This is a genomic window from Rhizobium sp. RU20A (genome assembly GCF_900155885.1).
Taxonomy (GTDB): Bacteria; Pseudomonadota; Alphaproteobacteria; order Rhizobiales; family Rhizobiaceae; genus RU20A.
Window position 1 is genome coordinate 807,680 of record NZ_FTMB01000001.1, and the last position, 15,386, is coordinate 823,065.

Annotated in this window: 16 protein-coding genes and 3 tRNA genes; 10 read left to right on the forward strand and 9 right to left on the reverse strand. The window is 63.5% G+C overall.

The window, feature by feature from the left end; genetic code table 11:
- Positions 1-98: 98 nt before the first annotated feature.
- The 6 genes from thrS to ilvA all read right to left on the reverse strand — a co-directional run bounded on the left by thrS (position 99) and on the right by ilvA (position 5,949).
- Entirely contained in the window at positions 99-2,117 is a 2,019-nt protein-coding gene (thrS, locus tag F3H41_RS03960; RefSeq protein ID WP_149737240.1) for a threonine--tRNA ligase, read from the reverse strand.
- A gap of 153 nt (positions 2,118-2,270) precedes the next feature.
- Positions 2,271-2,558 carry an addiction module antidote protein gene (locus F3H41_RS03965; protein ID WP_149737241.1) on the reverse strand — a complete coding sequence of 96 codons (288 nt, stop codon included), beginning with the start codon at positions 2,556-2,558 and terminating at the stop codon, positions 2,271-2,273.
- Complete coding sequence (locus tag F3H41_RS03970) at positions 2,555-2,860, reverse strand: type II toxin-antitoxin system RelE/ParE family toxin (protein ID WP_149737242.1); 306 nt, start codon at positions 2,858-2,860, stop codon at positions 2,555-2,557. Before F3H41_RS03970 ends, F3H41_RS03965 begins: the two co-directional genes overlap by 4 nt.
- Positions 2,861-2,913: 53 nt before the next feature.
- Positions 2,914-4,176, reverse strand: coding sequence for a GGDEF domain-containing protein (locus F3H41_RS03975; RefSeq protein ID WP_244616069.1), 1,263 nt, complete (start codon positions 4,174-4,176; stop codon positions 2,914-2,916).
- Positions 4,177-4,275: 99 nt separating this feature from the next.
- Positions 4,276-4,587 (reverse strand): HlyU family transcriptional regulator, encoded by a 312-nt coding sequence (locus F3H41_RS03980; RefSeq protein WP_149737244.1) that lies wholly within the window; start codon positions 4,585-4,587, stop codon positions 4,276-4,278.
- Between the two features lie 96 nt (positions 4,588-4,683).
- Positions 4,684-5,949 carry a threonine ammonia-lyase gene (gene ilvA, locus F3H41_RS03985; protein ID WP_149737245.1) on the reverse strand — a complete coding sequence of 422 codons (1,266 nt, stop codon included), beginning with the start codon at positions 5,947-5,949 and terminating at the stop codon, positions 4,684-4,686.
- A 128-nt stretch (positions 5,950-6,077) separates the two neighbouring features.
- Between ilvA and F3H41_RS03990 the strand changes: the two genes are divergently transcribed.
- Together F3H41_RS03990 and F3H41_RS03995 are read left to right on the forward strand one after the other, a co-directional pair.
- Positions 6,078-7,535 carry a TrkH family potassium uptake protein gene (locus F3H41_RS03990; RefSeq protein WP_149737246.1) on the forward strand — a complete coding sequence of 486 codons (1,458 nt, stop codon included), beginning with the start codon at positions 6,078-6,080 and terminating at the stop codon, positions 7,533-7,535.
- 107 nt (positions 7,536-7,642) lie between these two features.
- On the forward strand, positions 7,643-8,221 hold the full coding sequence (locus tag F3H41_RS03995; protein WP_244616122.1) for a hypothetical protein: 579 nt from the start codon (positions 7,643-7,645) through the stop codon (positions 8,219-8,221).
- Positions 8,222-8,236: 15 nt separating this feature from the next.
- Here the strand turns inward: F3H41_RS03995 and F3H41_RS04000 are convergent, their stop codons facing one another.
- Positions 8,237-8,995: a competence/damage-inducible protein A gene (locus F3H41_RS04000; RefSeq protein ID WP_149737247.1), complete on the reverse strand. Its 759-nt coding sequence runs from the start codon at positions 8,993-8,995 to the stop codon at positions 8,237-8,239.
- A 264-nt stretch (positions 8,996-9,259) separates the two neighbouring features.
- On the opposite strand from F3H41_RS04000, the gene wrbA reads away from it, so the two are divergent.
- The 7 genes from wrbA (at position 9,260) to F3H41_RS04035 (ending at position 13,998) form a co-directional block, all read left to right on the forward strand.
- Positions 9,260-9,859 (forward strand): NAD(P)H:quinone oxidoreductase type IV, encoded by a 600-nt coding sequence (wrbA, locus tag F3H41_RS04005; protein WP_149737248.1) that lies wholly within the window; start codon positions 9,260-9,262, stop codon positions 9,857-9,859.
- A gap of 310 nt (positions 9,860-10,169) precedes the next feature.
- Positions 10,170-10,412, forward strand: coding sequence for a DUF2188 domain-containing protein (locus tag F3H41_RS04010; RefSeq protein WP_149737249.1), 243 nt, complete (start codon positions 10,170-10,172; stop codon positions 10,410-10,412).
- Between the two features lie 138 nt (positions 10,413-10,550).
- Positions 10,551-10,636: transfer RNA gene (locus F3H41_RS04015), tRNA-Leu, on the forward strand.
- 108 nt (positions 10,637-10,744) lie between these two features.
- On the forward strand, positions 10,745-11,473 hold the full coding sequence (gene lexA / locus F3H41_RS04020) for a transcriptional repressor LexA (protein WP_149737250.1): 729 nt from the start codon (positions 10,745-10,747) through the stop codon (positions 11,471-11,473).
- 166 nt (positions 11,474-11,639) lie between these two features.
- Positions 11,640-11,713, forward strand: a tRNA-Cys gene (locus F3H41_RS04025).
- A gap of 872 nt (positions 11,714-12,585) precedes the next feature.
- On the forward strand, positions 12,586-13,761 hold the full coding sequence (locus F3H41_RS04030) for a hypothetical protein (RefSeq protein ID WP_149737251.1): 1,176 nt from the start codon (positions 12,586-12,588) through the stop codon (positions 13,759-13,761).
- 24 nt (positions 13,762-13,785) lie between these two features.
- Positions 13,786-13,998: a hypothetical protein gene (locus F3H41_RS04035; RefSeq protein WP_149737252.1), complete on the forward strand. Its 213-nt coding sequence runs from the start codon at positions 13,786-13,788 to the stop codon at positions 13,996-13,998.
- A gap of 201 nt (positions 13,999-14,199) precedes the next feature.
- Here the strand turns inward: F3H41_RS04035 and F3H41_RS04040 are convergent, their stop codons facing one another.
- Positions 14,200-14,541, reverse strand: a complete 342-nt coding sequence (locus F3H41_RS04040; protein ID WP_149737253.1) for a hypothetical protein — start codon at positions 14,539-14,541, stop codon at positions 14,200-14,202.
- Between the two features lie 181 nt (positions 14,542-14,722).
- Complete coding sequence (locus F3H41_RS04045; protein WP_149737254.1) at positions 14,723-15,028, reverse strand: hypothetical protein; 306 nt, start codon at positions 15,026-15,028, stop codon at positions 14,723-14,725.
- A gap of 161 nt (positions 15,029-15,189) precedes the next feature.
- Here F3H41_RS04045 and F3H41_RS04050 point away from each other — a divergent pair.
- Positions 15,190-15,264 (forward strand) — tRNA-Asn (locus F3H41_RS04050).
- Positions 15,265-15,386: the final 122 nt, after the last annotated feature.

Sequence of the window (15,386 nt, forward strand, 5' to 3'; positions counted from 1 at the left end):
CATAGCGTTGGACCGGCGCGGCAAAACCATCGTGCGGTCCGAGCGTCAGCGCCCCCCACGAAAAAGGGCCGGCCGATCCGGCCAGCCCTCGTCTCGTGTCACTGCCCGCGGGCGGCGCGCTTGCGCTTCACATCGGGCGGCGTCGCCTCGTCGATCAGCGCGGCAAGGGCATCGTCGAGCGCCATCGGCGTCTGGTTCTGCGAACCGAGGCGGCGGATGTTGACGGAACGCTCCTCCGCCTCCCGCTTGCCGCAGACGATGATGACCGGCACCTTGCTGACCGAATGTTCGCGGACCTTGTAGTTGATCTTCTCGTTGCGGAAATCGGTCTCGACGTGGAGACCTGCATCGCGCAGAAGTTCCGCGACTTCGCGGCCGTAATCGTCGGCCTCCGACGTGATCGTCGCCACCACCACCTGCACCGGCGCGAACCACAGCGGCATATGGCCGGCGAAGTTCTCGATGAGGATGCCGAGGAAACGCTCCATGGAGCCGCAGATGGCGCGGTGGATCATCACCGGCTGCTGCTTTTCCGAGGCCTGGTCGATGTAGAAGGCGCCGAAGCGTTCCGGCAGGTTGAAGTCCACCTGCGTGGTGCCGCACTGCCATTCACGGCCGATGGCGTCCTTCAGCGTATACTCGAACTTCGGCCCGTAGAAGGCACCCTCGCCCGGCAGGATGCCGGTCTTGATGCGGCCTTCCGACTGTTCCTCGATGGTCTTCAGCACCTCCATCATCACGCTTTCGGCGCGATCCCACAGGGCATCGGTACCGACGCGCTTTTCCGGGCGCGTGGAAAGCTTCACGACGACCTCGTTGAAGCCGAAATCCTCGTAGACCGAGAGGATCAGCGCGTTGATGCGCAGGCATTCGGCCGCCATCTGCTCATCGGTGCAGAAGACGTGGGCATCGTCCTGCGTGAAGCCGCGCACGCGCATGAGGCCGTGCAGCGCGCCAGAGGCCTCGTAGCGATGCACGATGCCAAATTCCGCGAGGCGGATCGGCAGCTCGCGGTAGGACTTCAGGCCGTGCTTGAAGATCTGGACGTGCCCAGGGCAGTTCATCGGCTTCAGCGCGAAGACGCGGTTGTCCGCTTCCTTGTCGTCCGGATGCGTAAAGGCATAGGCCGACTTCACCGCGAACATGTTCTCCTGGTACCAGCCCCAGTGACCGGATGTCTCCCAGAGCGAGGCATCCAGCACCTGCGGCGCATTGACCTCTTCGTAGGCGCCCGCCAGCCGCCGACGCATATAGGCCGTCAGCGTCTGGAACATGCGCCAGCCCTTGCCATGCCAGAAGACGACGCCCGGGCCCTCCTCCTGGAAATGGTAGAGATCCATTTCGCGGCCGAGCTTGCGGTGGTCGCGCTTTTCGGCTTCGGCGAGGATGTGCAGGTAGCGGTCGAGGTCCTCCTGCGTCGCCCAGGCCGTGCCGTAGATTCGGGTCAGCATGGGATTGTTGCTGTCGCCGCGCCAATAGGCGCCGGCCACCTTCATCAGCTTGAAAGCCGTCCCGATCTGGCCGGTGGAGGCCATGTGCGGCCCGCGGCAGAGGTCGAACCAGTCACCCTGATAGTAGATCTTGAGATCCTGCCCTTCCGGAATGGCATCGACCAGTTCGACCTTGTAGCGCTCACCCTTCTCGGCAAAGACCTGACGCGCCTTTTCGCGCGGCCAGACTTCCTTGGTGAACGGTTTGCCGCGGCCGATGATCTCCTTCATCTTCTTTTCGATGACCGGCAGATCATCGGGCGTGAAGGGCCAGTCGTCACCGCTGTCCGGGTGGACGCGCTTGAAGTCGTAGTAAAAGCCGTTCTCGATGACAGGGCCGATCGTGACCTGCGTGCCGGGCCAGAGCTCCTGCACGGCCTCGGCCATGACGTGAGCCGTGTCGTGGCGGATGAGTTCGAGCGCACGCGGGTCTTCGCGCGTGACGATCTCGATCCGGCCGTCGGTGACGGGATCGGAGAGATCGGTGACGACGCCGTCGAGCGCAATCGCGACCGCCTTCTTGGCGAGCGACTTGGAAATCGATTCGGCAACCGCACGGCCGGTCGTGCCCGGCTCATAGGAGCGGACGGAGCCATCGGGAAAGGTAAGGGAAACAGACATCAAAATCTCCTGATCCAGTCCCGCCTACGAATGCGGGTGGTGCATGGGAACGAGGCGCCGGCCGGAAGCGGTCGCGCAGGGCGCGGTATAGGGGGAATTGCGGGGGATGGGAAGCACTTGAGAACCACAAAGGCGGTCGTCACGCTCCTCCAACTCACTCTATGCCACTTTGTCCACCACCGTCAGCCTGACGCCGAGGGCGGAGAGCACCCGCATGACCGTATCATATCGTGGCCGCGCCCCCTCTTTCAGCGCCTTATAGAGACTTTCGCGGCCAAGCCCGGCATCGCGCGCAACGTCGCCCATGCCCTTGGCCTTTGCAACATGTCCAAGCGCGGACAGAAAGACATCCGGGTCGTCGTCTTCAAGCGCCGCAGAGAGAAAGGCAGCGATCATCTCGTCATTGTCGAGGTAATCGCTGATTTCGAATGCAGAACTGGTCGTCATGTGCCCTCCTTGCCGAGCGCTCCCGCCATGGTGATCGCGCGTCGGATGTCGCGCTGCTGGCTGCCTTTGTCCCCGCCGATCAACAGCAGATAGACGGTCTCGCCGCGGCGGGTGAAATAGACGCGATAACCAGGCCCGTAGTGAATCCGCATCTCGGAAACTCCGCCTCCGACGGACGCGCAATCGCCGAAATGGCCTTGCTCAGCCGCCACGATGCGCGTCAGGATCCGAGCGCGGCCTTGGCGATCGCGAAGGTCTTTCAGCCATTGATCGAAGACAGTGGTCTTTTCAAACCGGATCATGCAAATTTGTATCCCTCAGGATACAAATCGTCAAGCCGCCGCGCTGCCTGCCCTCACCCCGCGGCCACCACGCGGTTGCGTCCGTCCTGCTTGGCCCGGTAGAGGCGCCGGTCGGCGGTGGTGACGAGGGTGGCGAGGTCGGCGCCGTCGGCGGGCGCCTTGGCGAGGCCGAGGCTTATGGTGACGGGTTGGCCGTCGCGGGTCTGCAATTCGCTCTCCACCGCCCCGCGCAGGCCTTCGGCGATCGTCACGAGGTCCGTGTCGACGCCGTCGGCAAGCACCACGAATTCCTCGCCGCCATAGCGGTAAAGCTCGGTTGCGGGCGGCAATCGGCCCTGAAGCACGCGCACGAGGTCGCGCAGCACCCGGTCGCCCTCCGGGTGGCCGAACCGGTCATTGACGCTCTTGAAGTGATCGGCATCGACGATGATGAGACCGGAGAGGGCCGCGCGCGCCGCAAGCGCCGAGCCGTCAGCCTCGAGCCGCCCCCGGTCCAGTGCCCCGGTCAGGCCGTCACGGCCGGAATGGGCGAGCAAGGTTTCGTAACGCTCGCGGAAGGTCAGGTCGTTGAAGACATCGCCAAGCGGGCGCCAGCCGTTGCCCGTCGCCCCCCCGCGCGCGGCACTGCTGGTCGCCTTGACGTAAAGTCCGATCGCGACCGCATAGAAAAGCGCCGCCCCCATCTTGGCATACCAGCCGCCCCAAAAGACATCGCCCGGCGCATCATTGACCGTCCGAAGCGCGGCGTAAAAGCCGATCTGGTCGAAGGTGAGAACCGCCGCGCCGCAGATGAAGAGCCGCAGGGTGATGTGCCGCGACAGCCAGCTTCCGAGCCGTTCGTAGAGCAAGATGATGACGATGGCGTCGATGTAGAGCAGCAGCGTGCCCCAGACCATCAGCCAGCCCATCTCGTTGAGAAAGGCGAGATCGGCGAAACGACCCGGAACGACCGGCAACGTCTCGTGAAAGCGCAGCATCAGGCCGATGAAGAGAACGAGAAAATTGCCGATGAACAGGCCGTAGATCGGCTGGCGGACCGTTGCCGCATCCTCCTTCACGTAAAGAAGGAGGATCATCATCAGCTTTCCCGCGAAGAACACCACCGACCCCGGCGAGATCACGCCGAAGGCCAGGGGGATGTAGAAGACCGCGGCCAGATAGGTCTCGATGAAATGCATGACACCAAGGGCCGCCAGAAAGACGCCGAGCCCGATGCGATGGCGAAGATGCAGCAATCCCACCATGACGAAGACGTAAAAGGCAGCCTCGACGATCAGCAGTGCCATGTTCAGGGGGTAGAGATGCATGTCTGCCATCACCGAGGCTCGATTTTCCCTTGCAGGACGGCACCGGGTGGGACGCCGTGCCGGCAAGCATCACGCCGGGCGGCTGGATCGCCGCCGGATTCGGCTATTTCACACCTGCCGGCTCGGCGCGCCGTCGGAGAAAAGATGCGGTCCATTCTGGTCGATGATCTGGCGCGCCTTGCGGAACGTCGCTTCGAGCACATCCTGCTCGCTGGCAAACACGTCGGCACGGATGAAGGTCCGCGTCAGCACCACGCCATCGATCGTCTTTTCAATCGCCCCCGCGATCCGGTACTGGGCGCCCTCGCGCATCGGCCGGGCGCGGATGGTGCAATCGGCATGGGTCTGAACCTGCTCGGTCGTCGCGGCAGGCGCGCTGTCCTTGCCGCCTCCGAAGAGCTTTGAAAAAAACGAAGCCATGGAACCCTCATTCAGCCTTTACGGCCCTTGGGCCGCCATATTCCGCCGTTCACCTCTACCTAGAGCGGATTGGAACGTTTAAACAGAGCATTTCCGCTAGATAACGAGATTGTAGAGGATCTCGTTGTCGGTGATATCCTCATATTGCAGGTCGGAGGCATCGAAAGCTGCCAGCAGGCGCGGGAAATTCTCCGGCCACTTCGTCTCGATGCCGATCAGCACGGAGCCGAAATTGCGCGCGGACTTCTTCAAGTACTCGAAGCGGGCAATGTCGTCCTCCTCACCGAGCAGCGTGAGAAAGTCTTTCAGCGCCCCGGGGCGCTGCGGCATGCGCAGGATGAAGTATTTCTTCAGCCCCGCATAGCGCATGGCGCGCTCCTTGACATCCGGCAGCCGCTCGAAATCGAAATTGCCGCCGGAGACGATGGCGACAACCGTCTGGCCTTCCAGCGCCTCGCGCCCCAGCGCCTCCAGCGCGGTCATCGCAAGGGCTCCGGCCGGCTCCAGCACCACGCCCTCGACATTCAGCATCTCGATCATCATGGCGCAGATGGCGTTTTCCGGCAGCAACATCACCTGTTCGGCGGAAAAGCGGCTGAGGCGCTCGAAATTGATCGCACCGATCCGCGCCACGGCCGCGCCATCCACGAAATTGTCGACGCGCGGCAAGGTGACGATCGCGCCGCTCTCGAGGCTCCGCTTCAGGCTCGGCGCGCCGGCCGGTTCCGCAAAGAGAAAGGCGTCGGGCGCGACCTGCTCCGACAGATAGCCGGTCAGCCCGGCCGAAAGCCCGCCGCCGCCGACCGGCATCACGATCCGGTCGATCCGCTCGCCCTCCGGCAATTGCTCGACGATCTCTGCCGCGACACTCGCCTGCCCTTCGATGATATCGGCGTGGTCGAAGGGCGGCACCATGACACCGCCCGTGGCCGCCACATGCTCCTGCGCGGCCCGGTAGCACTGGTCGAAGATGTCACCGACGAGGCGGATGGTGATGAAGGGCCCGCCGAACATGCGGGTCTTGTCGATCTTCTGCTGCGGCGTCGTCACCGGCATGTAGACCACCCCTTCCACGCCGAAATGGCGGCAGACGAAGGCGAAGCCCTGGGCATGGTTGCCGGCCGAGGCGCAGACGAAGGTGCGCGGCGCGTCATTGGCGGCCAGCGCCTTGCGGAAGAAATTGAAGGCGCCGCGAATCTTGTAGGAGCGGACCGGCGAAAGATCCTCGCGCTTGAGATAGACGCGGGCGCCCCACCGCTTGCTGAGGTGTTCGTTGAGTTGCAGCGGCGTTGCCGGAAACAGACTGCGGATCGCCTCCGCTGCCTCGTGAACGCCCGTCCTGAACCGTTCTGCCTCTTGCATCGACGCCCTCCCATTGAGTTTGAGGATGCGGATCGCTATGGCATATTGCAACGCAGCGCACCATGGCCTTGACACCATGAGCTTGAGGCGCGCGCCGCCAGCATTGACGCCGAAGAGGACCAATTCCGTTGAACGCCATGCTCTTCCGGCACGCCGTGCACGTCTCCGCGATCTTCGGCCTTTACCTGTCCGCCGCCATGCTTCTGCCGGCCTTCGTGGACCTTTATGCCGGCCACGATGACTGGAAGCTCTTCGTCTTTTCCTCCTTCATGGTCGGCAGCTTCTGCGCCGCCACGGCGATCGCGACGCGGTCCGGCCCGCCGCCCTTTTCCAAGCGCTTCGGCTTTCTCGTCGTTAACGTGCTGTGGCTGAGCTTTTCGGTCATCGGCGCCCTGCCGCTGTGGCTCTCCTCGCTGAACCTCACCTTCGCGCAGGCGATTTTCGAATCGGTCTCCGGCATCACCACGACGGGCAGCACCGTCATCGTCGGCCTCGACAATGCGCCGCCCGGCCTTCTCCTGTGGCGCTCGCTGATCTGCTGGATGGGCGGCATCGGCGTCGTGGCGCTCGGTCTCTTCATCATGCCGTTCCTGAGGGTCGGCGGCATGTCCTTCTTCAAGATGGAAAGCTCCGACACCAACGAGAAGACCTTCGCCCGCATCGCCAATTTCACCCGCGCCTTCGTCGCCGTCTATGTCGGCATCACCGTGGTCTGCGCCATCACCTATGCCAGCCTCGGCATGACCGGCTTCGATGCGCTCAACCACGCCATGTCGACGATCGCCACCGGCGGCTTTTCCACCAAGGACGCATCCTTCGGTCACTACGCGGATGATCGCGGCCTCCTGATCGCGTCGACCTTCTTCATGGCGCTGTGCAGCCTGCCCTTTTCGATCCTGATCGTCTTCTTCGTGCGCGGACGGCTGCATGCGCTGCGCGACCCGCAGATCATCGTCTTCCTGCTCTATCTCACCCTGTTTTCGATGGCGGCCGGCATCTATCACCGCCTCGTCAACGGCGCGCCCTTCGATGACGCGCTGATCCACGCCTTCTTCAACGTGACCTCGATCCTCTCGACAACCGGCTATGCCAGCACGGACTATTCGCTGTGGGGGCCCTTCATCGTGATGCTGGCCTTCATCGCGACCTTCATGGGCGGCTGTTCCGGCTCGACGGCAGGCGGCCTCAAGGCCTATCGCTTCATCATTCTCTTCAATGCCATCCGCGCCGGCGTGAACCGCCTCGTCTATCCCGATGCGATCTACCACGTGCGCTACGGCGGCAAGACGGTGGATGCCGACACGCAGCGCGCCATCTTCATCTTCGTCATCATCTACCTCTTGCTGTGGGTCTTCGGCTCGCTCGTCATGGCGCTGCTTGGCTATGATTTCATCACGGCGACCTCGGCCGTCATCACCGCACTCTCCAATGTCGGCCCCGGTCTTGGTCCGCTCATCGGTCCGGTCGGCAATTTTTCGACGCTCGCGGCCCCCGAACTCTATCTTCTCTCGGTCATGATGCTGCTCGGGCGCCTCGAAATCCTGACCGTCCTCGTCATCCTGACACCGGTCTTCTGGCGGCGCTGAAATTGGTCGCCATCGCCTGGGCCTGACGGCTTGACAGAAAAGGTCAAATGCCGAAGTCTCGCGCCGACACAAGCGATACGGGGACGGACATGATCGCGCGTAACCTAATGAAGAGACTGATGATCTGCACGGCTGCGGCAGCGTTTCTCGCGGGCCCGGTCCTTGCCGGCCCCCTCGCCGACGCGGCCAAGAAGGCCGAGGAACAGGCGGCGGCCGGCGATGTGCTCGGCGCCCACGAGACGCTGCGCGAGGCCGTCAGCGTCTTTTCCGCCAACCTGCCCTTCACCATCGGCAAGGCCGTGTTCGTGACCAGCGATCCCAAGGGCTATGCCATGTATACGCCGAAGGACGCGCCGGTCTTCAAGGCGGGCGAATCGCTCGTCTCCTACGTCGAACCGATCGGCCTGACCTGGAAGCCGGCGGCAACGGCCGGGCAGATCGAAACGCACTTCACGGTCGATTTCGACATCCTCAATCCGGAGGGCCAGGTGCTCGCAAGCCAGAAGGCCTTTGGCGACTTCACCTTCACCGGCTATGTGCGCAACCAGGAAATCTATTCGACGCTGACCATCGATGTCAGCGGCGCGCCGGCCGGCGACTATGTCGTGCGCTACCATTTCAACGACATCAACGGCAACCGCACGGCCAGCGTCGACCAGAAGTTCACGATCGCCGCCGCGAACTAACAGCCGCAAGCCCGCTCAGTCGGGCTTCGGCACCACCTTGCGCGCCGCAATCTCCGCCAGCATCGCCTCGACCTCAGCGATCGCCGCATCGATCAACGCAAGTTCGCGGGCGCGCACGACGATCTCGGTCGAGAAATTTTTGCCGTCGAATTTCGGATAGGAGCCGATGCTGGTTTCAGGGTGGCGTTTCTGGATCTCGCCGAGAGGCGTTCCGATATCGCCCTCGCCGAAGCTCGACTGCACGGACCGCGACTGAACGGGCACGCCGCCGGCAAGCGTCGGCAGGACGGCTGCGACCATCGCCTGGAACACCTGCGGCACGCCGGCCATCACGTGCACATTGCCGATGACGAAGCCCGGCGCGGTGGAGACGGGATTGGGGATGTGGCGCGCGCCGACCGGCATGCGCGCCATGCGCTGGCGGGCCTCGGTAAACTCCATGCCACGCCGGGCATACATCTCCGCAAGCAATCGCATCGCCTCCGGATCATGCCGGCATTCGGCGCCGAAAGCCGCCGAAACGGCATCGGCCGTGATGTCGTCATGGGTCGGACCGATGCCGCCGGAGGTGAAGACATAGGTGTAGCGGGCCCTGAGCGCATTCAGCGCCTCGACGATCGCGGCCTCGTCATCGGCAACGATGCGCACCTCCTTGAGGTCGATGCCGGCGATCGTCAGCGTTTCCGCGAGATGCCCGATATTCTTGTCCTTGGTGCGCCCCGAGAGGAGCTCGTCGCCGATGGCGAGGATGGCGGCAGTGACGGGGGTATTCAAGGTAAAGCTCCGCGATCGGATGGTACATTGGACGAGCCGGCAGCCGTCCCCGCCACGGCGTGGCGCATGACGGCTGACGATTATCTATCAGACTGGCGACCCTCTACGCGACGACAATATGACCGGATCGGTCACCGATTGTGAACACTGCGTTCGCACCGCAAGACTGGCCGCAAGGACGCAATCTGTTACATCGTTGCCAATGAACCGGGACGGCACTTCTGCCCGGCCAGACATTCCACGCTGAAACATCAGGAGACGACGATGGCAAAGGTACTGGTTCTCTATTATTCCGCTTACGGTCACATCGAGACCATGGCCTATGCAGTTGCTGAAGGCGCCAAGTCGGCCGGCGCCGACGTCACCGTCAAGCGCGTTCCGGAACTGGTGCCGGAAGAGGTCGCCAAGGCCTCCCATTACAAGCTCGACCAGGCCGCCGAAATCGCGACGGCGGACGAACTTGCCGACTATGACGCCATCATCGTCGGCGCCGGCACGCGCTTCGGTTCGGTCGCCTCGCAGATGCGCAATTTCTGGGACCAGACCGGTGGCCTTTGGTTTGCCGGCAAGCTCGTCGGCAAGGTCGGCTCCATGTTCACCTCCTCGGCGACCCAGCACGGCGGCCAGGAAACGACGATCACGAGCTTCGTCCCGACCTTCCTGCACCACGGCATGGTCTATGCCGGCCTGCCCTACGCCTTCCAGGGTCAGATGGGCGTTGATGTCGTCAAGGGCGGTTCGCCCTACGGCGCCACCACCATCACTGACGGCGACGGGTCGCGCCAGCCCTCCGAGGTCGAGCTGGAAGGCGCCCGCTTCCAGGGTGCCCATGTTGCCAAGCTGGCAGCCAAGCTCTCGGCCTGATAAACGCCCGACAGATCCTATCGAACGCTCCGTCTGCCGCAGGCAGGCGGGGCTTTTGCGTGGGCGGGACAGCGGCGTCTTTCCCGGCCGGCACCGGACGATGGCGGGGGCCAACGGCCCGTGATAGACTGGACGAACGGATGCGGCGGAACCGGGCGACGCTTCGGATCGTTCTCACTCTGCATCCGCAACGGTGCGCCTCGAACCTGTCCGGCAAAGGGGGAAAAGCGCTCCCCGCCGGGCACACTCGCAACTGAGAGGGAGCACGCCCGGTCACGCGATGTGGCCCTGCGCGCTCCGGGAGAACCCGATGACTGTGATCCGCTATTCCATTGTCGAACATGACGGCGGCTGGGCCTACCAGCTCGACGGCGCCTACTCCGAGAGTTTCCCGACCCACAAGGCCGCGCTGCGCGCCGCCAAGATCGCCGCCATCGAGCAGCAGGTGGGCGGCGAGGATGCCGAAATCGTCTATCAGGATGCGGACGGCAACTGGCACACCGAACATGCCGATGGTGGCGACCGGCCGCAAGCCGAGGTCGTCGACGGCTGATTCGCGCAGAAAGGCCGCTGTCCCGGCCAGCCCTCGGACGCGAACAACCGAGCGGCTGACCCGGACGTTCGAGCTTCGCGGCGACACCCCGCACGCCTTGCGGGAATCGCCGCAGTGAGGCATGACGGCCGGCAAGACGGCCGCTTGCCGAAATTGGTAGACGGAAGGCACTTAAAATGCCTCGGGCTTTGCCCGTGCGGGTTCGATTCCCGCAGCGGCCACCAGAATTTCCTCGTCCAGCCCTTGCATTCATCCTTTCTTAGCCCCTTGCGGAACACAAATGGAACAGATAGTGTCCGTTCTGGATTTGTTTCCGATTTTGGAGGCCACGCATGCTGACCCGCAAGCAACAGGAACTGCTGCTCTTCATTCATGAGCGGATGAAGGAGTCTGGCGTTCCCCCGTCCTTCGACGAGATGAAGGACGCGCTGGACCTTGCGTCGAAGTCGGGCATTCACCGGCTGATCACCGCGCTCGAGGAGCGCGGCTTCATCCGCCGCCTGCCGAACCGGGCGCGGGCGCTGGAGGTGATCAAACTGCCAGAAGCCTACCAGCCGACCCTGGCGCCGCGCCGCGGGTTTTCCCCGAGCGTCATCGAGGGCTCCCTCGGCAAGCCCACCCCCGTCCCGGCCGCCGCGCCGCCGGCAAAGCTCGCGGGCGGCAAGGAGGATGGCGGATCGGTCTCCGTGCCGGTCATGGGCCGAATCGCCGCCGGCGTGCCGATCTCGGCCATCCAGAACACCACGCACGAAATCGCCGTTCCCATGGAAATGCTGGGCAATGGCGATCACTACGCGCTGGAGGTGAAGGGCGATTCGATGATCGAGGCCGGCATTCTCGACGGCGATACCGTCATCATCCGCAATGCCAGCACCGCCAATCCCGGCGAGATTGTCGTTGCGCTCGTCGATGAAGAAGAAGCCACCCTCAAGCGCTTCCGCCGCAAAGGCGCGTCGATCGCGCTCGAAGCCGCCAACCCGGCCTATGAGACGCGGATTTTCGGGCCCGACCGGGTGAAGATCCAGGGCAAGCTTGTCGGCCTCATCCGCCGCTATCACTGAGCCGGCTTGGCTGCCAACAGGAAGGGCGGCGCGCGGAACAAGGCTTGCCCCCATCCGATGGGGGCGGAGCGGAAAAATCGGCCGGTTTGTTTTGGGACCGCTTGCGCTCACTTTAAAATCGGTCTAAACGCCCCCTCACATCCGGCGCCAAGCCGGACCGCAGCGAGGCCTCGTGGCGGAGTGGTGACGCAGAGGACTGCAAATCCTTGTACCCCGGTTCAATTCCGGGCGAGGCCTCCAACAAATTCAAGGACCTAGGTTTTGCGTCTTAGACAGTTTCCTGGAAACTGTCTAAGACCGTCTGGTTTTGGCCTAGAAACGAGGCCAACATGAGACACCGACGCGGCATTGATCTGGACCCGGCGCGCCGCCCTCTCCCCATCCGAATCGTTGGCGAAGCGGCAGAACTGGCTTGGCTGACCTTTGCAAAGATGCCGTCCGGGTCTGCCTTTGGTGCGCGGCTTGCCACAGATCGCCTCCGCTCCACGCAGACCGACGATGCGTTCTCGGTGGCGACGGTACTGAAGTGGCTCATCAGGCCGGCAAAATCGGCGGTGAATCGGTAAAGGGCAAGCTGTCGTTCCCCTACGTCGGCGCGGCGCCACCTGCGGTTCGGGATGGCATCATCACGGCGTAGATTTCCCTCTATGCTCGGGCAGAGCCTGACGGTCCAAGGTTTTCCGCCGCACAGGCAACAAGGCGCCCTCGACGGTGAATTGTCGTCCTCCCGCAAATCAGGGGCTCGACTTCAGCGCGTATTTCCGCAATGCTTCATTCAACCGTGAAAGGGAGGAGTGCGCTTGGGAGATGAGGATCGGCTGTCATGCCCGTGATCGTGGGCTGCGCACCTTTCGTGTTCGCGCCGCGTTCCGGCCCGGTAGCGGCCGTGTCGGTTTCCTCCGTGTCTTGCGAACCGGCGTCCATCGATGCCGAAGGCGTCAGGCGTGCTTGCAGGGCGCACGCACGCCGTGTCAGAGTGGCTTTTCCACCTTTCGTCCCGCCAGCCAACCTGTGAACCGCGACATGACACACCCTCATCGGTCGGCCATCTGTCTTTTCGGCTGCATCCTGCGCGTGGTCTTGACCGCTCGCCCTTGGCGCGGAGTGTCGGCGTGAACGATGCCTCCACCCAGATGCTGCCCCGTGTCGCGCTGCTGCCGCCCGCGCGCACCAAGGGGTGCGATTCGACACTGCATCGGATCGCCTGCGCATTGGTGGAGGATGTCACGGTGGAGCTGTGCCAGGAGCGGGCCTTCGTCATCGTCTCGCCCTATACGGCCTACCGCCTGCGCGGGGATGCGGGCAAGGTGGAATTCCTGCGCCGCCACCGGGTGAGCTACGCGCTGGATGCGCGCCTGTCGGACGGCACGCTGGTCGTCAATCTCATCTTCTTCCCGCTGGACGAACTGATCTGGGCCGCGCGCCTGCCGCTGGCCGCCGACAGGCTGCTCGAAGGGCGCCAAAAGCTGATCGCGGATATCTGCCTCAATGTGACGAAACACATCATGCGCTCGCAGACCATCAGCGGTTTTTATGCGCTCTGCGGCGACGCCTATCAGAATTATCTGCTCGGCAACCAGCAACTGCTGAAGATCAGCCTGCCGGCGACGCGCAAGGCGCGACACTTTTTCGAGAAGGCGCTTTCCGAGCACGCGACCTTCGCGCCCGCCCTCTCCGGCATCGCCCGGACCCTTTATCTCGAATGGCTGTTGACGGCGCGCGGCGATGCGCGCCTGATCGAGGCAAGCGATGCCTATGCGCGCCGCGCCATTGCCGCCGATCCGCTGCAATCCTCCGGCTACCGCGAATTCGGCATGACGCAGATCTATCTCGGCGACATCGACCAGAGCGTCGAGGCGCTGGCCCACGCCGAGAGCCTCAGCCCGCATCACGCCGACGGCCTTTACAGCTACGGTGATACGCTGGTGCATGCCTCACGGCCCGCCGATGCGCTGGTGAAGCTCGACAGCGCCCTCGAACACAGCCCCATCGCGCCCGACTGCTATCTCTGGTCCGCAGCCGGCGCCAACTATTTCCTCGGACGTTACGAGGAAACCCTTGCCCTTGTCAGTCGCATGAAGGACCAGGCACCGGGCGACCGGATTGCTGCCGCCGCCCATGCGATGCTGGGCCAACAGGACGAGGCGCACGCGCGCGTGCGCCGCGTCATGGAAGCCACTCCCGATTTTGATGTCATGAACTGGCTGAGCCTCATCGTCTTCAAGGACAGGGCACAGGTGGAGCATTACAGGGAGGGGCTGCTGAAGGCCGGATTTCGAACCCCCTAACATTGGATCAGGAAGGAATTTCCCATGGCAACCGTTGTTTTCGCACTTGACGATTCCAAGGACCTCTATGTCGCCGACACCGATGCCGGCACGGTGGTGAAGCTCGATGCCGCATCGGGCCAGCTTGCCGACGTGGCAGCGCTCGCCGCTTCCGGCGCAAGCGTCGTCAAGGGCGTTTCGCTCGCCCTCGCCGTCACCTCGGCCGAAGCCGCATCCTCGGGCCACGTCGACTCCTGAGGCGCCCGCCCACATGGCTCTGCAGCGAGCCCCCGAAAAAACATGCGCTGGCGGCCGAGGGACCGCCAGTTTGCATTTGCGGATCAGTCGACATGTCTGAATGACGTGTGTCAATATTGAGGAAGGCAAGGACAGTCCGGCGCCGCGCATGGAAAAGGGCGGCTTGCAGGCCGCCCCGATAAATCGCACTGTCTTGTAGGGTCAGATTTCCGGGCAACCACGCACATTCGCGAAAACGATCTCGTCCGGGCCCCGGCGCGTCATGCCTTCGACGACGACGCGGCGCGACGTCATGCGTGTGACCTCCGGATCGCGCAGGCCTGCCTGGCGTGCCGCGGCGCGCGCCTCGCGCTCGGAGCAGCCCCGGCGGTTGTCGCGGTCACGAACGCGCTCGCGCTCCGGGGTGCGATCGCGAATGACGGGGCGAACGCCATCCGGGCCAATGCGCAGTTCGAGGTCCTGGGCAGTGGCCGGAGCGGTGCCTGCAAAGCTGCCGATGGTGACCGCAGCGGCAACGGCAATAGTGGAAAGAAACGTCTTCATCATGCCTCCTTGGCCGCCGCCGACGGGCGCGCCCTTGTTGATGCGCGGGCCCAAGATGTGGATGAGCGAAGAGGCCGATGGGCACGTCTCCGTTTGTCCGCGATCCCGTCGCCGGTTCGGGAGGATGAACGCGCGGCGGGCAGGCTGGTTCCCGCACCCCCACCGTTTTCATGCCGCGACCTTAGGACGCGTCGTGGCGACGGGCCTGCCGCCGCCGGTTCCACCAGACCGAAAGACGCCGCCGCCTGCGGCGCACCATCGCCAGATCGTTGGACAGGACAAGAAGACCAAGCGGCACCATCCAGAAACCGAGGATGGGAAGGAAGCCGAGACATCCAAGGATCACCAGCACGATGCCGATTGCGATGCGCAAGCCACGCGACTGCGGCAGGCGCATCCCGTAGGATCCCATCATGAGCTTTCCGGTGCGCGGATCGATGCCGAAGCGCGGGGCCGGCTTCGCGTCTGGTTTGTTTGGCTGTTCCATGGTGGCGGGAGATGGTCGCTTGTCCACAGTTTGACAAGGCCGGCACCGATTGATTGCGCAAACAATGCATTTTTTTGAAATTTGCGCTTGGCAAATCGGAAAACGACCAGTATGAGCAGCACCACATCAGCGGCGCACACAAACGTCTTCGCCGCCGACGTTCCCTGGTAGCTCAGCGGTAGAGCATTCGACTGTTAATCGACAGGTCGCCGGTTCGAATCCGGCCCGGGGAGCCAAATTTTTCCAAATCTTCCAAGCTATTCTTTTGATCTGCTCACTGTGAATTGAGCTGATGCTTATTGATTGTTGCCTGAATTCGGGAAATGATCTGCGAAGGTGAAACCTTTGATCCGGCAAC